General features: G+C 62.3%; 17 protein-coding genes and 2 pseudogenes. 10 read left to right on the forward strand and 9 right to left on the reverse strand.

Features of this window, described 5'->3' with window-relative positions:
- The first annotated feature begins 278 nt into the window (after nucleotides 1-278).
- Nucleotides 279-659 (forward strand): hypothetical protein, encoded by a 381-nt coding sequence (locus ACFOMH_RS10640; RefSeq protein ID WP_374425527.1) that lies wholly within the window; start codon nucleotides 279-281, stop codon nucleotides 657-659.
- A gap of 662 nt (nucleotides 660-1,321) precedes the next feature.
- Here ACFOMH_RS10640 and ACFOMH_RS10645 read toward each other — a convergent pair.
- On the reverse strand, nucleotides 1,322-1,690 hold the full coding sequence (locus tag ACFOMH_RS10645) for an Arc family DNA-binding protein (protein WP_374425528.1): 369 nt from the start codon (nucleotides 1,688-1,690) through the stop codon (nucleotides 1,322-1,324).
- Nucleotides 1,691-1,787: 97 nt separating this feature from the next.
- On the opposite strand from ACFOMH_RS10645, the pseudogene ACFOMH_RS10650 reads away from it, so the two are divergent.
- Nucleotides 1,788-1,898: pseudogene (locus ACFOMH_RS10650) on the forward strand (Arc family DNA-binding protein); the annotation flags it as partial.
- A gap of 80 nt (nucleotides 1,899-1,978) precedes the next feature.
- Here ACFOMH_RS10650 and ACFOMH_RS10655 read toward each other — a convergent pair.
- From ACFOMH_RS10655 to ACFOMH_RS10680, 6 genes and pseudogenes are all read right to left on the reverse strand, one after another.
- Nucleotides 1,979-3,019, reverse strand: a complete 1,041-nt coding sequence (locus ACFOMH_RS10655; protein ID WP_377744403.1) for a quaternary amine ABC transporter ATP-binding protein — start codon at nucleotides 3,017-3,019, stop codon at nucleotides 1,979-1,981.
- Nucleotides 3,020-3,030: 11 nt separating this feature from the next.
- Nucleotides 3,031-4,080: pseudogene (locus ACFOMH_RS10660) on the reverse strand (ABC transporter permease).
- Nucleotides 4,081-4,120: 40 nt separating this feature from the next.
- Nucleotides 4,121-5,107, reverse strand: a complete 987-nt coding sequence (locus ACFOMH_RS10665; protein WP_377744404.1) for a glycine betaine ABC transporter substrate-binding protein — start codon at nucleotides 5,105-5,107, stop codon at nucleotides 4,121-4,123.
- Nucleotides 5,108-5,166: 59 nt separating this feature from the next.
- Nucleotides 5,167-6,156 carry an acrylyl-CoA reductase (NADPH) gene (gene acuI / locus ACFOMH_RS10670; protein ID WP_377744405.1) on the reverse strand — a complete coding sequence of 330 codons (990 nt, stop codon included), beginning with the start codon at nucleotides 6,154-6,156 and terminating at the stop codon, nucleotides 5,167-5,169.
- The gene (locus ACFOMH_RS10675) at nucleotides 6,153-6,983 is read right to left on the reverse strand and encodes an enoyl-CoA hydratase/isomerase family protein (RefSeq protein ID WP_377744406.1); all 831 of its coding nucleotides are present in this window, start codon (nucleotides 6,981-6,983) and stop codon (nucleotides 6,153-6,155) included. The genes acuI and ACFOMH_RS10675 overlap by 4 nt, the downstream gene beginning before the upstream one ends.
- On the reverse strand, nucleotides 6,973-9,063 hold the full coding sequence (locus tag ACFOMH_RS10680) for an acetate--CoA ligase family protein (protein ID WP_377744408.1): 2,091 nt from the start codon (nucleotides 9,061-9,063) through the stop codon (nucleotides 6,973-6,975). The genes ACFOMH_RS10675 and ACFOMH_RS10680 overlap by 11 nt, the downstream gene beginning before the upstream one ends.
- Nucleotides 9,064-9,225: 162 nt before the next feature.
- Here ACFOMH_RS10680 and ACFOMH_RS10685 point away from each other — a divergent pair, with 162 nt between their 5' ends.
- The 4 genes from ACFOMH_RS10685 to ACFOMH_RS10700 all read left to right on the forward strand — a co-directional run bounded on the left by ACFOMH_RS10685 (nucleotide 9,226) and on the right by ACFOMH_RS10700 (nucleotide 13,106).
- Nucleotides 9,226-10,152, forward strand: coding sequence for a LysR substrate-binding domain-containing protein (locus ACFOMH_RS10685; protein ID WP_377744410.1), 927 nt, complete (start codon nucleotides 9,226-9,228; stop codon nucleotides 10,150-10,152).
- Nucleotides 10,153-10,447: 295 nt separating this feature from the next.
- A complete protein-coding gene (locus tag ACFOMH_RS10690; protein WP_377744412.1) occupies nucleotides 10,448-11,299 on the forward strand; it encodes a transketolase in 852 nt (283 codons plus the stop codon).
- The gene (locus tag ACFOMH_RS10695) at nucleotides 11,296-12,333 is read left to right on the forward strand and encodes a transketolase family protein (protein ID WP_377744414.1); all 1,038 of its coding nucleotides are present in this window, start codon (nucleotides 11,296-11,298) and stop codon (nucleotides 12,331-12,333) included. The genes ACFOMH_RS10690 and ACFOMH_RS10695 overlap by 4 nt, the downstream gene beginning before the upstream one ends.
- A gap of 20 nt (nucleotides 12,334-12,353) precedes the next feature.
- Entirely contained in the window at nucleotides 12,354-13,106 is a 753-nt protein-coding gene (locus tag ACFOMH_RS10700) for an SDR family NAD(P)-dependent oxidoreductase (RefSeq protein ID WP_374425538.1), read from the forward strand.
- Here ACFOMH_RS10700 and ACFOMH_RS10705 read toward each other — a convergent pair.
- On the reverse strand, nucleotides 13,096-14,061 hold the full coding sequence (locus ACFOMH_RS10705; protein ID WP_377744416.1) for a LysR substrate-binding domain-containing protein: 966 nt from the start codon (nucleotides 14,059-14,061) through the stop codon (nucleotides 13,096-13,098). The genes ACFOMH_RS10700 and ACFOMH_RS10705 overlap by 11 nt on opposite strands.
- A 139-nt stretch (nucleotides 14,062-14,200) precedes the next feature.
- Here ACFOMH_RS10705 and ACFOMH_RS10710 point away from each other — a divergent pair, with 139 nt between their 5' ends.
- From ACFOMH_RS10710 to ACFOMH_RS10725, 4 genes are read left to right on the forward strand one after another with little or no spacing between them, the layout of a single operon-like run.
- Nucleotides 14,201-15,166, forward strand: coding sequence for a TRAP transporter substrate-binding protein (locus tag ACFOMH_RS10710; protein ID WP_374425540.1), 966 nt, complete (start codon nucleotides 14,201-14,203; stop codon nucleotides 15,164-15,166).
- 3 nt (nucleotides 15,167-15,169) lie between these two features.
- Nucleotides 15,170-15,712: a TRAP transporter small permease gene (locus tag ACFOMH_RS10715; RefSeq protein ID WP_377744418.1), complete on the forward strand. Its 543-nt coding sequence runs from the start codon at nucleotides 15,170-15,172 to the stop codon at nucleotides 15,710-15,712.
- Nucleotides 15,712-16,968, forward strand: a complete 1,257-nt coding sequence (locus tag ACFOMH_RS10720) for a TRAP transporter large permease (RefSeq protein WP_377744419.1) — start codon at nucleotides 15,712-15,714, stop codon at nucleotides 16,966-16,968. Before ACFOMH_RS10715 ends, ACFOMH_RS10720 begins: the two co-directional genes overlap by 1 nt.
- Before the next feature lie 10 nt (nucleotides 16,969-16,978).
- Entirely contained in the window at nucleotides 16,979-17,866 is an 888-nt protein-coding gene (locus ACFOMH_RS10725; RefSeq protein ID WP_377744421.1) for an NAD(P)-dependent oxidoreductase, read from the forward strand.
- Here the strand turns inward: ACFOMH_RS10725 and ACFOMH_RS10730 are convergent.
- Entirely contained in the window at nucleotides 17,863-19,287 is a 1,425-nt protein-coding gene (locus ACFOMH_RS10730; protein ID WP_377744423.1) for a coniferyl aldehyde dehydrogenase, read from the reverse strand. The two genes, ACFOMH_RS10725 and ACFOMH_RS10730, sit on opposite strands and share 4 nt — an antisense overlap.
- Nucleotides 19,288-19,356 lie beyond the last annotated feature (69 nt).

Below are 19,356 nucleotides of genomic sequence, written 5' to 3' on the forward strand. Positions count from 1 at the left end.
CCGACACCCTCGCTCGTATCCCCGACTACAAGATAACCAAGGTCGACGACCTGCTGCCCTGGCGTTGGAACGGATAGCGGCCAGACCGGACGGTTACAAAGCTTCTGGAGCTGGGCCGAGAGTAACGCAAAGCGCCAGGCCAATGCAAGCAAAGTTGCCGAGGCAGTGCTGGACTGCGACCCCGAAGATCGGGCGCTGTTCCTCGAAACGATCCTCGTCAAGATCCGCCCCGGCTGGCCCAAGTCCTACAATATCGACCTGATGCACGAGGCGACGGAATGGGCGCGGTGCTCGACCCGTCGCGAGTGCAAGGCGTATCTCTGGGCCTGCTGGCAGAACCTTGCCGCATCAGCCTTGACGATGACGACATGGGCGTTTCGCAGATGGCGATGGCAGCGGCGCTTGAGGCCGAGGCGCATTGCTCCTTGGCCCTGCTGTCGCAACAGATCGAGGTGACGCTGGACCGCTGGACGCAACGCATCTCCCTGCCCATTGGCCCACTCTATGCGGCTGGCCTGACCGCGAACCCGATCACGGTTGAGGCGCTGGCCGATGACGGCACGGCGTCCGAGGTGACGGGCTTCTACACGTTGCCGGGGCGCTATGGCGCAGGGGATCTGCGCGCCCGGCTCCATTTATTGGGAGAGGGCTTCTGGTGACGACTTGATTTGGTCAAGAGGCAATGAGGTTTTTCCCAACATCTCACCCGCGACCTCTCTCAGGTCTCGTCCATTATTATAGATCATGAGGCTGGTGCCTTTTTGGGCGTCGGGGTTGACAATAAACGATATCGATGCGCTATGAGGTTGTCCGAAGCAATCCGTGTAACTAAAGTCGACGGATATAGGTGTTGGAATTGATGATAATTCTCGCACTTGAGCAAACTCAAACTCTATTAGACGTCCTGCCCCTATGTCTCTATTTGGAGTTTCGGTGCCTAGTATCAAACATTTAATGTTGGATGCAGGCGTTTGTCCGGTGTTTGCCATGACCACTTTCACATAGACACAATCTGACCGACCCTTAATTTCGCGTCCAGTCACGCTCCCGCTGTCTGCAACAAGGTAGGCTCGAAGCTGCCTCTTAGCAGAATCTTGGGAAAGCGCGAGGCTTTCAGTTGCGGCCTTCGCTGAGCGGTGAGCAGACATGCCCGCCCAAAGTACGCAAATTGTAGTAATTAGCGTTAAGCCTGCCAGCGCTAAATTTGCGATGGTTCCAAGTGCAGTCCAATTCGTCTCAGGACCTGTCGAGACAATATAGTATATTGGCTCCACAAGAGAGTTATATAGTCCGTCTCCAGATAGATTATAGCTCATAGATTTTAACGCTTGACCGCATGGTGGTCTGACATCGCAGCGATGCGTTCTTGAAACGTCGCTGGACTAGATTTTCCGTCGATTACATCGATTATGTCCTGTCTGATCTCCGCAATCCTATTTTCGACAGCCTTCCGCAATTCTTCCTTTGCTTTAGGGTTGTTAAGTAACTCTTTCTGGAAAATTAGCTCGCGGTGCAGCCACGCCAAGTACTCCTCAGCTGTTGGGTCCGGGAACCAGTCATAAAGTGCTGCGACAATCTCTGCGTTCATGCTTCGACCGTTGGCTTCCGCCGCATATTTGATCCGATCTCGCATTCCGTCAGGAAGGCGCACGATGAACTGGTCCTGCTTCCGGCTCGGAGCGTCTGTCATCTCTCACCTCCATCATCGCCATGTGCGATAATTTTCCATAGACGACAATCATCGCCATATGCGATATATCACCATGTGATATGATGGAGTCAGGCTGATGGAGAAGGTGCAGGTAGCGATCCGCTTCCCTGCCGAAGTTAAGGAATGGCTAGCGGAACAAGCTCGCCTCAACGGATCGAGCCAGAATAGCGAAGTGATCCGCGACGTCCGTGAACGGATGGAGCGGGCCGACGCCACGACCCAAACCGATATCGACCGGCGCCGGCACCAATGCACGAATGAACATACTTACGCTTTCAACGATTTATGCCTCGATACCAGAGATCTGATGACTGTCGGCATATCAAGGTGGCCGACAATCTGGCCCTGGTCAGCGACCAGAAAGCGCTTTTCCAGATCACCTTGCGACGATGCGATCACCTGCTCCAATGTGGCGTCGTGCGGGATCACTTCGCCCGTAAGATCCGGCAAGACCTCGTGTGCCATCACCGAGCCAGCTTTGATCACGCGGGCAAGATTGACGTCGGAGACGAAGTTTTCAATGTAGGGATCGCTGGGCGACAAGAGGATCTCCTGTGGTTCGCCTTGCTGCATGATCACCCCATCCTTCAGGATGACGAGATGATCGGCGAGCTTGAGCGCCTCATCAAGGTCATGCGTGATGAACACGATCGTCTTATGCAGTTCATTCTGAAGCTCGATCAGCAGATTCTGCATATCCGTCCGAATGAGCGGATCCAGCGCCGAAAACGCCTCATCCAACAGCATGATGCTGGTATTCGATGCCAACGCCCGGGCAATGCCAACCCGCTGCTGCATGCCGCCCGACAGTTGATGCGGGTAATGGGCCGCGTAACCGTCCAGACCCACGCGCTTGAGCCATGGCATGGCCTCGGCTTCCCAGATCGAGCGCGGCTTGCCCTGTGTCTTGAGGGGAAGCCCCACATTGTCCAGAACGGTGCGATGCGGCAAAAGGCCGAACTTTTGAAAGACCATGGACAGCGTTTTGCGGCGCAATTCTCGCAATTCGGCCCCATCGAACGCGACGATATTCCGGCCGTCGATCAACACCTCTTCGGCGGTGGGTTCGATCAGCCGGTTCAGATGGCGGATCAACGTAGACTTGCCCGAGCCCGACAAGCCCATGATGACCGTGATCTCACCTTCGCGCATGTCAATATTGATGTCATTGAGCCCGAGAACGTGCCCCGCTTTTTTCAGAAGCTGGGTTTTATCCATCCCGGCGCGGACCTGAGCCAATGCCTGTTCGGGCGCGCCGCCAAAGATTTTATAGAGGTTTCGGATCGAGACCTTGATCTTCCTGGTCATGGCTCTGTTCCTCAATGGCCCGATTGACTGGATGAGATGCGGTTCAGGGCGGCCTTGGTGACCCGATCCAGCAAGATCGCCAGCAAGACGATCCCCAACCCGGCAACAAGTCCGGTTCCAAGTTCAAGATTGCGAATACCGCGCAGCACCAGAACACCCAGGCCCGGCGCTGAAACGAGCGATGCGATCACGACCATCGCAAGGCTCATCATGATCGTCTGGTTCACGCCCGCCATGATATTGGGCAAAGCCAGCGGGATCTGAACATTCAGCAGCTTTTGCCGCGAGGTCAGGCCAAAGGCGTCGGCGGCCTCAATCACGTCGCGATCCACGAGACGTATTCCAAGATCGGTCATGCGGATGACCGGGACAATCGCGTAAAGAATGATCGCGATCCCGTAAAGTTTGGGCTCGGTGACCGAAAAGAGAAAGATCAGCGGGATCAGATACACGAATGTCGGAAGTGTCTGAAGCATGTCCAGAACCGGCGTCATGAACCGCTGCAATCGCGCATTGCGGGCCATCGCGATACCGATCGGGACGCCGAACAACCCGCAGATAAAGGCACAGACAAAGATAATCGCCAATGTCTGCATGGCTTCGGTGTAATGGTCGACGAAGGCCAAGGTGCAGATGATCACCCCGACCATCACGACGACCGACCATGACCGGGACACGACCCAAGCGATCAGCATCAAGGCAGGGATCATGATCCACCACGGCGTGGAGGTCATGAGCCACAGCATTTCGCGCAACATCCAGCTTAGTGGCTGCGTCAAAGGGTCAACAACGACGCGCAGCACATCACGGATATCAAGAAAGCCGCGCTCAAGCCCGATGGTCAGATCGCGCGTGCGTGGCACCGCGGGACAGGCGTCGGCCAGGGCGTTCAGCGATGGAAACGGAATATCTCAAACCGATTTCTCCTGCCCGGCGGCACCAGGACTGCCGCCCTTTGCCCGGGCCAGAAGATCCGCCATGGAGGTCGTGCCCGAACCACCGCTGCCATTGCACCAGCCGCGCAGGCCAAGCCCGTCGATCAGACCGTCATAGGTTGCCATTCGCCCTCTCCCTTTGCCTATTCCTGCCCGCTGCCAGGCCTCAGTTCGCGATCAGCGCCGACAGCTTTTGCCGGGCATCGTCACTGAGCCAGCTGGACCACGTTTCAGGTTGTTCGGTCAGGAAATGGGCCGCGGCTTCCTCGGCCGAGGCGCCGTTCTTTTCCTTCCAGGCCAGGAGTTCGCTCATCGCATCGGTCGGAAACGACATTTGCCGCAGAAACTCGGTCTCGGACGGGTGGGATTTGGTGAACTCGGCCGTCACCGAGGTCAGCACCGGCGCCACGGGAAATTCCGATGGCCGGGGATCGTCGGCATTGGGCACTTGAAGGGCCGCAAAGGCCGCTTCGTCATATTTCCCCAAACTCACGCGGGTCATCGGGTATTTCCCCATGACCACGGTCGGCGTCCAGTAATATCCGAACCATGGCTGAGCGTTTTCAATCGCCGAGCCGATCGACGAGGCAAGCGTTTCGCCAGAGCCGTGGCTGAAGATCTTGAGCCCGTGGCCTTCGAAATCCATCGCCCGGACAAGGTTGTCCAGAACGACCCGGCAGCCCCAACCATCGGGGCAGGTATTGAATACACCGCCGACCAGCTCGGGGTGCTTTAGGACGCCATCGATGCTTGCCAGTTCCGGGTTTTTCTCGACCAATGCGGTCGGGATCCACAGCCCTTCGACACCCCCGGGGTCCAGCACACTGGCCAGCCGCACCATGCGGCCGCTTTCCTCCAGCTTGCGATAGGGATCACCGGCCGAGTTGAGCCACAGATCGGTGACAATCTCCGGGCGCCCGTTTTCTGTGACCGAGGTGATGGCGGCAATCGTATCCGAGGCAACCAGCGTCACCTTGCAGCCATAGCCCTGTTCCAGCAGAAATTTGGCGACCTCGGTGATCACCTCGGCCGAGGTCCAGCCCATCTGCGCGATCGAGATCTCGCCACAGGCACTGTCTTGTGCCCGCGCCTCGGTCATCGTGATGGGGGCCAGAAATAGCGCGACAGCCGTCGCAAGCAGATAGGTTTTCATGTTGTTTTGCATGTCACAGCCCTGGGCCTGCCTGGCCGCTCAGGGCGTTGCGGGAGGGGCTATCCCCGAATGGCCACCACGGTCCTGCCAGTCAGCTCGCCGCGCAGGATCTGCGGGCCGAGTGCCGTGACCTCGGCGAGGGTCACGTCCCGCGCGCTTTTCTCCAGCAGATCGCGCGGAAGAAGGTCGGCAAGACGCGCCCAGGCGGCCTCGCGCGAGGGGATGGGCTGCATGACGGAATCGATGCCCAGAAGGTTCACCCCGCGCAGCAAGAACGGAATGACAGTCGCAGGCAGCGCCGCGCCCCCCGCAAGGCCGACCGCCGCGACCGAGGCGCCGTATTTCATTTGCCCCAGGATCCGTGCCAGCATCGCTCCGCCCACGGCATCGATGCAGCCCGCCCAGCTTTCCGTTTCCAGCGGGCGCTTGCTCACCTCTGCCAGATCGGCGCGATCAACGATGCTGGTTGCACCCAGATCGCGCAGATAATCCGCATTTTCGGGGCGCCCGGTCACGGCGGCGACCTTGTAGCCAAGGGCATGCAAAAGAGCCACCGCGACAGATCCGACCCCGCCCGAGGCCCCCGTCACCAGGACCTCGCCCTTGCTCGGCGCAAGCCCATGGCGTTCAAGCGCGTCGATGGCAAGCATGGCCGTCAGACCCGCCGTGCCGATTGCCATGGCCTGACGCGTCGTCAGCTTGTCGGGCAGGGGCACAAGCCAGTCGCCGCTGATCCGCGTGCGGGTTGCATAGCCGCCCCACCGCGATTCCCCGACCCGCCAGCCGGTCAGGATCACCTTGTCGCCCGGCTTGAACCGCGGATGCTGGGAACTGGCAACGGTGCCGGCGAAATCGATGCCGGGCACATGCGGATAGCTGCGCACGAGGCCGCCCTGGCCGGTCAGGCACAGCCCGTCTTTGTAATTAATGGTGGAATAGTCGATATCAACGGTGACATCGCCTTCGGGAAGCTGGCTTTCATCAATCGTCTCAATGGCTTGAGAGATGGTGTTTTCGTCCTTGCGAACGACCAGAGCGGAAATGGTCATGATTGGCTCCTTTGGGGTTTTGGGGACGTAAAGCGGGCCTCACGCCAGGCGATGGCGGGCTTGACGCCCTCTTCGGCAAGGATGCGGCGGAAGGTTACGGATTCCTCGTCCCGGGACATCTCGATTTCCAGATCGAGTTCCAGCGCCTGCCTGAGCGCGCCTTCCATCCCCATGGCGTAATAGCTGCGATTGATCGCCTGTTTGGTCAGGCGCACCGCGCTTGCATCCAAAAGCGTGACATTGCGGGCCATGGCCCTGACTTCGTCATCAAGCTTGGCGCGCGGGACGACCGCATTGACCAGCCCCCATGAAAGCGCGCGCTGCGCGTCGATCCGGTCATTGCCACAGAGCAGCATTTCCTTGGCCTGTTTCGGCCCCGTCAGCCACGGCAAGAGCAGCGCGACAATGCCCGAACCAAACTTGGGCTCTGGTTCCCCAAACCGCGCATCATCGGCCGCGACGCTGACATCGCAGGCCATGGCCAGCTCGAAACCGCCGCCAAGCGCATAGCCCTGAATTGCCGAAATCGTGGGTTTCGGGGACTGCCAAAAGCGCATGATGATGTCGTAATCGGCCTGCAATACCGCGCGCATGGCGGGCCGCGTGGGATTGGGGTTCATCTCGCCCAGATCGAACCCGGCCGAAAAGGATTTGCCTTCGGCGCGCAGCACGATGGCGCGGACCCCGGGATCGCCCTCGGCCTGATCCAGCGCCAGATGAAGCGCGCCGACCATCTCTGCCGTGATCGAGTTCAGCTTGTCCGGCCGGTTCAGCGTGATCTCCGCGATAGAGCCGTTGACGACGTACAGGACATGATCAGTGGACATATTTGACCTCTTGGGACTGAGCGGGAAGGATGAGGCTGTCCACGGCGATCACGCCATTTTCGCTGACCAGAACCGGATTGATATCGAGTTCGGCGATGACCTCGCCCAGATCGCGGGCAAGCGCGCCCAGATTGACATAGGCGTCGATCAGCGCGGTGATGTCGCAGGGCGGCGCGCCGCGCACACCCTTGAGCACATCGCCCATCTTGAGACTGGCGATGCGGCGCGCCGCAACCTCGCGGTCAACCGGCGCCATTGCAAGCTGGCTATCCTTGAGGATCTCGATCCAGGCGCCACCAAAGGCGATCATCACAAAGCTGCCGAATTGCGCATCCCGGACAAGACCAAAGGCCATTTCCGCCTGACCGCGCGCCATTGCCGAAAGCAGAACCCGCGGACCAAGGCGGCGTGCCAGATCGTCATAGGCGCGGCCTGCGGCCTCGCCATCCGCAATCCCAAGCACAACGCCGCCGACATCGCTTTTGTGCAAGATACCCGGCATCGCCGTCTTGGCGACCAAGGGAAAGCCAATCTCGGCGGCAGCCGCAATCGCCTCGGCACGTGTGTTGACGATGCGGTGGGCCGGGACGGGAATGCCATAATCGGAAAGCAGGGCATATCCTTCGTCTTCGCTCAGCGCGGCGCTCCGGCTGGCAAGAAGCGCGCGCCAATGGCCGGCGCGTGGGTTTTCCCGGTGGTCATCCTCGGTGACCGGGGCGCGGGCGGCAAAGTCGCGGTAATCCATCGCATGGCGCAGTGCGCGCAAAGCGGTCGTGGTGCCGTCCAGCACCGCAACCCCCTCGCGCGACAGGCGAAGCGCGTGCTTGCGGTGGCTCCACGCGCTGTAATTCGTCATTATGACCAAAGGCTTGTCGCTGGTTCTGGCAACGGATTGGCAGATGTCGATATAGGCGGCATGCAAATCCAGCTCTTCTGCCAGATCGGCCACGAACATCCCGATCCCCGTATCCGGGTCCGCCATCAGCGCCGTCAGGCATTTCTCAAAGATCGCCTCGAAATCCTTGCCCGTTCCCCAAGCGTCGACCGGATTGACCGGGCTAAGGCCAAGGTCGAGATTGTCGACCAGAACCTGCGTCGTGGCCGGGCCGATCTGTGCAAAGGGCACATTCATATCCGAGGCGACATCAACGATCAGCTCACGCTCACCGCCGGAATCGAGAATGGCGGCCAATCCCCCGGGGCGAAGCGGTTTGCGGATCGTGCTGAGCAGAATGGCGGTCTGCGCCAGCTCATTCAGATCGCGCACGCTGATGACCCCATAGCGCCTGAAAAGCGCCTCATAAACCTCGGCGTTTCCGGCGATCGCGCCCGTATGGCTTAGCGCGAACTGCGCGCCCGCCTCGGTACGGCCAAGCTTGAGAACGATGACGGGAATATTGCGGCGATTGGTCTTTTCCAGTGCGGTAACAAAGCCTTGCGGGTCGCGGATCGCCTCAAGCACCAAAGCGACGCATTTGGTTTCAGGCTGATCCAGCGCATAGTCCATAAAGTCCGCGGCGGTCGTCACCAGCTCTTGCCCGGCAGAGACGGCAAGGTTGAACTTCAGCCGTTCGTCATTGAACAAAAGCGCCTGCAACAACGACCCCGATTGCGCGATACAGGTCAGCCCGCCCGCCGTCAGCGGCTCGGCGTGAAAGGCCGAAAAGGCCCGAACCGGATGGGCAAGGTTGAAAAAACCCATGCCATTCGCACCACATAACGGCACCCCGGCATCGCGGGCCTTGCGTGCGATCCGCTCGCGCAGGGGGAAGTCGCTTTCGCTCTCTCCCTCAAGCTCGGCGCTGGCAAAGATAACCAAAGCGCGCGTGCCTGCCGCGATTGCCTCGTCCACCACCGCTTCCAGCACACGGTTCGGAACCGAGAGGATTGCAAGATCCACCGCCTCTGGCAGTTGCTTGAACCCGGCATAGCAGGGAAAGCCGTAAAGCGTCGCATAGCCGGGGTTCACCGGATAGACCGAGCCCGCATAGCCGCTGGTTATGATGTTGCGCATCATGTCATTGCCGACGGTATTGCGTTTGCGCGAGGCGCCGACCAGGGCTATGGACCGCGGCGCCAACAGAGGCGTCAGCCGATGATGATCTGTGTCTTGAAAAGATAAGACTTTGGCATGAGCAGGCACTTCGATCCATCTCCCTTTCTCGGCTCTTGGCTTAATGATTGCTGATGAAAGGGGTTTTCGTTAAGCCCGATTAAAAGCATGCTATCATTCGCTGAGGTTATGATTATGGCCGCTTTGCCGCCCTTCGCCGACCTGCTCGCTTTCGATGCTGCAGCGCGTCATGGATCCTTCACACGCGCGGCGCGCGAGCTGAATGTGACCCAGCCTGCAATCAGTCGCCGCATCGCAGCATTAGAGGCGGATCTGCGTCTGAAACTGTTCGATCGGGCGACGAAACCCACGAGATTGACGCCCGAGGGACGCCAGCTGATGGAGACGCTGCGTCTGAGCCTTTCGCAGATCGAAGCGACCATTCTTGAGCTGCGGCGGCAAAGTGATTCGGGGCGAATCTCAATCTCGGCCGCGCCCGGCTTTCTGTCCTTCTGGCTGGTGCCCCGCCTGACCGCCCTGCGCAGCGCATTTCCGGATTTCGAATTCAGCCTGATGACCGGCGATCAAGGCAGCGGCGAGATCCTGTCCGATATCGATATTCGGTTTGGGGACGGAAACTGGCCGGGACGGCAATCGCACATCATTCTGAGCGAGACGGTCTTTGCCGTATGCAGCCCGCTTTTCCTTGCGTCGCGAACCGCGCCGCTCGAGATTGCGACCATTCTGGAGGGCCCGCTCCTCGATCTCTCGGACCCGCTCAGTCGCTGGTATCGCTGGTCGACATGGCTCGCCGCTCTCAAGCAAGCCCCGGCCGGAAAGCTCAATACGCTTGAATTCGACAGCTACAGCACATTGGTCAGCGCGGCGCTTGCGGGGCATGGCATCGCGCTATGCTGGTCGGGGCTTCTCGACCAATATCTCGAGACCGGCTCTCTCTTGCGCATATCCGAGCACGCCGCGAAATCTCATCGCGGCTATTACGTCACGACCCCGATGAGCACGGCGCGAAACGCAAAGCTCGCACGAGTTACCTCCTGGCTGATCAAGGAAAGCGTGACTCGCGACGCCTCCTCGGGAGCAAAGCAGCAGTTCTGAGCCTTGCCTCTGGCGAGCAACTGTATCTCTCACCGCATCAGTTCTGCCTTGATTTGAGGATCGCGTTTGTGATCGTCATGAAGCGTCTGGCGATGGCCACGATCACTACTTTATGGGCCTCCCCTTCTTTCGAAGACGCTGACGCGGATAGCACCCGCGTCACAGGCAATATGCCTCTAAGATCAGCGCCAATAGTGAAGCCCTGCTTCATAAACTCTAAAGTAAAGATGATTTATTGATCGCCGGCGCATCGGCATCTTCACCTTCGCAACCGACGCAGGAGGAGATGGGGAAGATGTCCGATGCCGCAACTGCGCCGCTGTCCAATGTTTCGCTGGACCGGCGCGCATGGAACATCCGGCGCAAGGCGCTGTTGATGGGCGAGGTTCAGGGGCAAGGCTATATCGGCCAGGCGCTTGGCGTGGCCGATGTGCTGGCCGTGTCCTATTTCCACGCGCTGAACCACCGCCCCCATGATCCCGAATGGGAAGGCCGCGACCGGTTCCTGCTGTCGATCGGCCATTACGCCATCGCGCTTTATGCCGCGCTGATGGAGGCCGGGATCCTGCCCGAGGAGGAACTGGAAACTTATGGCATGGATGACAGCCGCATGCCCATGTCGGGCATGGCCGCCTATACGCCGGGGATGGAGATCACCGGCGGCAGCCTTGGCCATGGGCTGGGGATCGGCGTCGGCATGGCCTTGGGGCTGCGGCAGAAGGGGTCGAAATCCTTTGTCTACAACCTGATGTCGGATGGCGAATTGGGCGAGGGCTCGACCTGGGAGGCGGCGATGAGTGCCGCGCATCACGATCTGGGCAATCTGATCTGCATCGTCGATTTCAACGATCAGCAAGCCGACGGGCCATCGACCAAGATGCTGTGCTCGGAGCCGCTGACGGAAAAATGGCAGGCATTCGGCTGGCATGCGCAGCGCGTCGACGGCAATGACATTCCGGCGCTGGTCGCGGCCTTTGACGCCGCCCGCGCGCTGCCCGATGCCAAGCCGCGCGTGATCATCTGCGACACCCGCATGTGCAAGGGCGTGCCCTTTCTGGAAAACCGCGAAATCACCCATTTCGTCCGTGTCGAGCCCGATGAATGGGCGCGCGCGCTGGACGTTCTGGAACAGGGAAAACCGCAATGACCGCCGATTCCATCGCCCGCAAATATCAGGCCCGCCGGGTCATCCCGAAATCGGAACGCGTCGCCACCTCGGCGATGATCGCCTCGCTGGCGGCCGAAGGCTATGACACGGTCGATGCGCCCTTTGGCCATGCGCTGACCCGGCTGGCCAAGGATCGGCCCGAGATCGTCGGCCTGACCGCCGATCTGTCGAAATATACCGACCTGCATGTGTTTGCGAAGGCCTTCCCGGATCGGTTCTTCCAGATGGGCATGGCCGAACAGGTGATGATTTCCGCCGCCGCCGGCATGGCGCGCGAGGGCTTCATTCCCTTTGCCACGACCTATGCCGTCTTTGCCTCGCGCCGGGCCTATGACTTCATCTGCATGGCGATCGCCGAGGAAAACCTGCCGGTCAAGATCGTCTGCGCCCTGCCGGGCCTGACCACCGGCTATGGCCCCAGCCATCAGGCCTTCGAGGATCTGGCGATCTTTCGCGGCCTGCCCAACCTGACCATCATTGACCCCTGCGACGCGGTCGATATCGAACAGATGGTGCCGGTGATCGCGGATCACCCCGGCCCGGTCTATTCGCGCCTGCTGCGCGGCAAGGTGCCAAGCGTCATCACCCGCTACAAGCCCGACTACCAGTTCCAGATTGGCAAGGCGGCGCTGTTGCGCGACGGGCGCGACGTGCTGGTCGTCTCGACCGGGCTGATGACCATGCGGGCGCTGGATGCCGCCGAAAAGCTGGCGCGCGACGGCGTCGATGTGGCGGTGCTGCATTGCCCGACCGTCAAGCCCCTGGACCGCGAGGCGATCCTGGCGCAGGCGCGCAAGGGGGGCCGGCTGGTCGTGACGGCGGAAAACCACACCGTCATCGGCGGGTTGGGCGAGGCCGTGGCGGGCATCCTGATGCGCGAGGGCGTGCATCCGGCCTTCCGCATGATCGGCCTGCCCGATCAGTTCCTTGAGGCCGGAGCCTTGCCGACGCTGCATGACATGTACGGCATTTCCGTGGACGGCGTGGCGCAACAGATCAAGGGCTGGCTCTGACGCCAGCGAGGGAGGAAACGATGGGACTTCTGAACGGGCGCTTTGCCGCCATCACCGGCGCCGCCGGGCCGCGCGGTCTGGGCCGGGCCATGGCGCAGATCTTTGCCGAACATGGCGCGACGGTCGCCATTCTGGATCTGAATGCGGCCGAGGCGCAGGCGGTGGCCGCCGAACTAGGGCCGGATCATGTGGGCCTTGCCTGCGACGTCACCGACAAGGCGGCTTGCGATGCCGCCATCGGCGATCTGATCGCGCGGTGGGGCCGGATCGACATTCTGGTCAATAATGCGGGCATCACCCAGCCCCTGAAACTGATGGAGATCGCGGCGGCGAATTATGACGCCGTGCTGGACGTGAACCTGCGCGGCACGCTTTACGCCAGTCAGGCGGCGATCCCGCAGATGCGGGCGCAGGGCGCGGGCAGCATCGTCAATATCTCGTCCGTGTCGGCACAGCGTGGCGGCGGCATTTTTGGCGGGCCGCATTATTCGGCGGCCAAGGCGGGCATTCTGGGCCTGACCAAGGCGATGGCGCGGGAACTGGCGCCCGACGGCATCCGCGTCAACGCGATCTGTCCGGGCTTTATCGGCACCGATATCACCGCCGGAAAGCTGACGCCCGCGATGAAGGAACAGATCCTGGCCGGCATTCCCATGGGTCGCGCGGGCACGCCGGGCGACGTGGCCGGATGCGCGCTGTTTCTGGCATCCGATCTGTCGGCCTATGTCACCGGCTCCGAGGTCGATGTGAACGGCGGTTCGCTTATTCACTAAGCTTGGGACGGGCCTGGATGGTCAGGCCCAGATCCTTCATCAGGGCGGCGGTCTTTTCCTCGAAAACCGCCGCCTCGGCCTTGATCCAGTCAAAGAACAGCCGCACCACCCGGCGATTGGTGTGGCGCGGCGGACAGACCAGCCAATAGGCCGGAAAGCGCACCGCCCCAAGGTTTGGGTCCAGCGGCACCAGCCGCCCCGTCATCAGGTCGTCATAGGCCAGCGTGATCGAATCCATCGTCAGCCCCAGCCCGTCGCGCGCCAGTTGCAGCGACATCTGCGACCGGTCCAGCAAGGTCCGCGTGGCATCGGCGGGCCGGCTGATATCGCGTTCGGCGATCCATTGATCCCAACGAACCACGCCCTTCACATTGTCGATCAGCCGCGCATGCGACACCTGTTGCAGCGGATCGGGCGTCAGCCCGCGCAGCCAGTCGCGATAACCGGGGCTGCAGAGCGGCAGGACGTGATCATCGATGATCGCCTCGACATAGAGCCCGGCCCAATCACCGGTGCCATAGCGCAGGTCGAAATCCACCGCCTCGGTCTGGAAATCCGACAGGTCGGGCGTGGCGTCGATGCGCATGTCCCAGCCGTCATGCCGGCCAAGGAAATCCGTCAGCCGTGGCGCCAGCCAGATCGAGCCGAAGCTGGGGCTGACCCGCAGGATCAGCTGGCGCTGCTCGCGCTGGCGCAGGATCGTGGCGCGGGCATCGCGCAGGGTGTGGAAGGCCTGGGTGGCGGCGCGGTACAGCCGTTCGCCCTCCATCGTCAGGATCAGGCGGCGGCCCTCGCGGCGGAACAGTTTCACCCCGAATTGCTGTTCGATGGCGCGGACCTGCTGGCTGACCGCCGACGGCGAGACGCCCAGTTCCGCCGCCGCCTTGGCCACCTGACCCAGCCGCGCCACGGCCTCGAAATAGGCCATCGAGTTCAGGTTGATATCGTTCAGCATCGGGCCGCACCTGAAACATTAGCTCAACTTCATTGACTGTTAAGCGATGTTTCTGTTTTTTCAAGCCTCGCGGTGCAAAGCTATGCCCCAAGGATCGCCCCAGAGGAGGCGAGCGGTCCGATCGCAGAGGAGGAAAGACATGAAACACCTGTTCACGGGTGCCCTGACCGCATTGGCCCTGCTGGCCGGCAGCGCCTCGGCCGAGGTGCTGAAAATGGCGCATAACGCCGCCCCCGGAAACCCCAAGGACCTGGCATCCAAGCGTTTCGCCGAACTGGTCGCGGAAAAGACCGAAGGCCGCATCACCGTCGATGTGGGCGGTTCGGCCCAATATGGCGACGATGTCGAGGCGATCACCCAGATGCGGCTTGGCACGCTGGCGCTGGCGGCGAATTCGCAGGGCTCGACCTCGGGCGCGGTCGAGGAATTCGCGCTGATCGGGCTGCCTTTCCTGTTCGATGACCTGACCCAGGCCTGGACGGTGCTGGATGGCGAGGTCGGCGCGAAACTGGACGAGGCGGCGCAGAAACAGGGGCTGAAGGTGCTGGCCTTCTGGGATAACGGCATTCGCCAGATCTCGAACAACACCCGCCCCATCGCCGCGCCTGCCGATCTGGCCGGTCTCAAGATCCGCACCCCGCCCGACCCGATGACGCTGGAGATTTTCACCGCGCTGGGCGCCAATCCGACGCCGATGGCCTTTTCCGAACTTTACGTCGCGCTGCAACAGGGCGTGGTCGACGGGCAGGAAAACCCGCTGATGAATATCGACAGCTCGAAGCTGTACGAGGTGCAGAAATATATCAGCCTGACCGGGCATAAGTATGAAAGCACCCCGGTTCTGGCATCCAAGGCCGTCTGGGACGGGCTCTCGCCCGAGGATCAGGCCGCCCTTTTGGAGGCCGCGAAAGAGGCCGGCGCCTATAATCGCGAATTGTCGCAAAAGGCCGATGCCGAATTGCGCCCCAAGCTTGAGGCCGCCGGCGTCCAGTTCAACGAGGTCGACAAGGCCCCCTTCATCGAGGCCACGGCGGGCATCGTCGAGGCCTGGCGCGGCAAATATCCCGAGATGGTCGAGGCCATCACCACTGCCGCCGGGAAATGATCCATGGTCAGCGCAACCCCTGAACCCCAAGGCGACTTTCGTCTTGCCCGGCTGATCGATGCCATTTTGTCGAATGCGGCGACGGCGGTCATCCTTGCCACGCTGGGCGGGCTGTTTCTGTCGCTGATGGCAGAGGTGGTCGTCCGCTATGCCACCAATGCGGGGTTGGGCTGGCCCAACGAGGCGCCGGCACTGCTGTTTCCATGGCTGACCATGGCGGGCGCGGTGCTGGCGGCGCAATATGGCCGCCATATCGCCGTCCAGATCCTGGCCGATGCGCTGCCCTCGCCGGTGGCGCGGCTGCTGATGGCTGTCGGCGCGCTGCTGGCGGCGGCGACATTCGCCTTTCTGACCTGGCACGGGCTGAAGGTGATGAAAATCGCCGGCGGCGAGGTCTATCCCGTGACCGGGCTGACCGCGAATATCCCCTATGCCGCACTGATCGCGGGCTTCGTCGGGCTGTCGCTGACCGCGCTGACGACGCTGCCGTTGATTTACCGCGCCGAGAAACCTGCGATCCCGCGCGATGTGGCGGAGGAAATCTGATGTCCATCCTGATGACCGTGACCTTCTTCATCCTGATGTTCGCATCGGTCCCGGTGGCCTATGCGCTGATCATCGCGGGCAGCGTGGCGGTGCTGTCGGAAAACATGGCGCAAGCGCCGCTGGTGATCGTCAAGCTGTTCACGCCGACGCAAAGCTATCCCTTGCTGGCGATCCCCTTCTTCATCCTGGCGGGCAGCCTGATGATGTCGGGATCTCTGGGCCGAAAGCTGGTCGGCTTTGCCGCAGCATTGGTCGGGCGCTATCCCGGCGGGCTGGGGCAGGTGTCGGTCGTGGGCTCGACCGTTTTCGGGGGCGTGTCGGGTTCGGCGGTGGCCGAGGCCTCGGCTCTGGGCTCGATGCTGATCCCCTGGCAAAAGCGCGAGGGCTATCCGCCGGCCTTTGCCGCCGCCGTCACCGCCTCGTCCTCGGTGATCGCGGGGCTGATCCCGCCCTCGATCCCGCTGATCATCTATGCGACCGTCTCGAATACCTCGATCGCGTCGCTGTTCATCGCGGGGATTCTGCCGGGGCTGATGCTGGCGCTGGGGCTGATGGTGGTCTGCTATGTCTCGGCCAAGCGGCGCGGCTTTCCGGTCATCTCGCGCGAACAGGCGGGGCTGATCCGGGACAATTTCTGGGCGGCGCTGCCGGCGCTGTTGATGCCGGTCTTCATCCTGATCCTTTTGCGTGCGGGCATCGCCACGCCGACCGAGGTCAGCGTCGTCGCCGTCGCCTATGCGCTGGTGATCAGCAGTGTGCTTTACCGCGACATGACGATCCATCGGCTGATGGCGGCGCTGAAGGAAACCGGGATCGCCACGGGCGTGGTGATGATGGTGATCATGGGGTCGAACCTTGTGGGCTATGTGCTGACCAGCGAACGCATCCCCGACACCATCGCGCAATGGGCGCTGAATACGCTGGGCTCGCCCGCGCTGATCCTGCTGGTCATGAACGCACTGTTGCTGGTGGTGGGGATGTTTCTCGACCTGCCCGCCGCGATCCTGCTTTTGGGTCCGACGCTCGTGGGCATCGGTCAGGCCATCGGCATCGATCCGGTGCAGCTGGGCATCATCGTTGCGGTGAACCTGTCGATCGGGCTGTTCACGCCCCCCATCGGGACGACGCTTTTCATCTCGTCCTCGATCGCGCGCCAACCCATCGGCGCGGTGGTGCGCGAGCTTTGGCCCTTTTACCTTGTCGCCTTTACCGTGTTGATGCTGTTCACTTTCATCCCCGCTTTGACGATCTATTGAGGTACCTGCGATGCATGACAAGGCAAGGATCGGTTTCGTCGGACTTGGGTCCATGGGCCTGCCGATGGCCCGCAATCTGGTCGCGGCCGGGCATGAGGTCGCGGGTCATGACATCCGCCCCACGCCGATGGCCGCGCTGTGCGCGGCGGGCGGACAGGCGGCCGCCACCGCATGCGATGCCGCGCGCGATGCCGGGATCCTGATCCTGATGGTGGTCGATGCCGCACAGGCGCGCGAGGTGCTGATCGCGCAGGGTGCGGCCCGCGCGTTGTTGCCGGGCGGGATCGTCGTGTTGATGTCGACCTGTCTGGCCGATGAGGTGGCGGCGCTGGGTCGCGAGGTGGCGGCGACCGGCCGGGTGCTGGTCGATGCGCCGGTTTCCGGCGGCGTCGTGGGCGCCGAGGCGGGCACGCTGTCGATCATGGCGGCCGGCGATGCCGATGCGCTGGCGCGGCTGGGGCCGGTCCTTGAGGTGCTGGGCGCGCGGACCTTTGTCGTGGGCACCGAACCCGGTCAGGGCGCGGTCGCCAAGGCGGTGAACCAGCTGCTTTGCGGGGTTCATATCGCCGCCGCCGCCGAGGCGCTGGCGCTGGCTGGAAAGCTGGGCCTCGACACCGGGGTCATGCTTGAGATCGTGTCCGGCTCGGCGGCGGCAAGCTGGATGATCCGCGACCGTGGCCCGCGCATGATCCGCGAGCCGGGCGCGGTTACCAGTACCGTCGACATTTTTGTCAAGGATCTGGGCATCGTGGCGGAAACCGGGCGCGATGCGCGCGCGCCCCTGCCGGTGGCGGCGGCCGCCTTGCAGATGTTTCTGGCGGCGGCTTCGGCGGGGGACGGGGCGCTGGACGACAGCCAGGTCATCCGCGCCTATCGCCGGCTGATGGGCGCATCCTAACGCAGCAGCGCCCGCAGCACGGTATCGGCCAGCCGGCCAAAGGGCGCGCGCAGCAGGTTCGCGCCGTTCCAGCGGCCCTGCCGATAGATGCCCTTGGCGTGGCTCATGGCGCGGAACCCCTCGATGCCGTGATAGGCGCCCATGCCGCTGGGTCCGACACCGCCAAAGGGCAGATCGTCCTGGGCGTAATGCATCAGCGTGTTGTTGATCCCCACATTGCCCGAGGTCGTGCCGGCAAGCACCTTGCGGCATTGGGCGTCGTCATCCCCGAAATAATAAAGCGCCAGCGGCCGGGGACGGGCGTTCACATAGGCAATCGCCGCATCGATGTCGCGATAGCCGATTACCGGCAGGATCGGGCCAAAGATTTCCTGTTGCATCACCGCCATGTCATCGGTCGCGTCCAGAACCAGCACCGGGGGCATCGCCCTTGGCCGCGGCTGCGCCGATGTCGCGCCGACGGGGACGATGCGCGCGCCCTTGGCCTCGGCATCGCGCAAAAGCCCGGTCAGGCGGTCGAAATGGCGGTCATTCACGACCGAACTGTAATCCGCGCCCGAGGGGCCATCGGGGTAAAGCGCCGCCACCGCCCGATCATAGGTCGCGCAAAAGGCGTCCAGGTCGCTTTCATGGATCAGCGCGTAATCAGGGGCGATGCAGGTCTGGCCGGCATTGGCGATCTTGCCAAAGGCGATCTTGCCGGCATTGCCCGGGTTGACCGTGCCGGGCGCCATGATCACCGGCGATTTGCCGCCCAGTTCAAGCGTGACCGGCACCAGGTTTTCCGAGGCCGCGCGCATGACCGCCCGACCCACCGCCGTGCTGCCCGTAAACAGCAGATGGTCAAAGGCCAGCCCCGAAAACGCCGCCCCGACCGCCGCATCCCCAAGGATCACCGCGACCTGATCGGGGGGAAACACCGTCCCAAGCATCTGTACCAGCAACGCGCTGGTTTCGGGGGTATATTCCGACGGCTTGACCATGACCCGGTTGCCGGCCGCGATCGCCGTGGCGATGGGCATGATGGCCAGCGACACCGGATAGTTCCACGGTGCGACCACCCCGATCACCCCCAGCGGCTGATATTCGACGCGGGCGCGGCCCGGTTGCATGGTCACCGCGACATGCCGGCGCCGGGGCCGCATGAAGCGGCGCAGATTGCGGATCAGATAGTCGATGCCCTGAACCGTGGGCACGATCTCCATCACCGCGGTTTCGTGGCGCGAGCGATGGCCGAAATCGGCGCTGACCGCCGCCTCGATGCGCGGCCGCCACGCGATCAGCGTCCGGCGCAGCCGTTTCAGATCGGCCTTGCGTTCGGCGATGCCGGGCGCGCCGTCGCGCAGAAAGGCCGCGCGCTGTCGGGCCAGGATTTCAGCGGGGGCAGGGGCGGGATCAGGGGCTGTGGCGGGCATGTTCATGGCGTGATCCAATGTTGACAGTGGAAACATACCCTTGACTAAATCATGAAAGTAGACGATGTCAACATG

It is taken from the genome of Paracoccus mangrovi (genome assembly GCF_042648425.1).
Taxonomy (GTDB): Bacteria; Pseudomonadota; Alphaproteobacteria; order Rhodobacterales; family Rhodobacteraceae; genus Paracoccus; species Paracoccus mangrovi.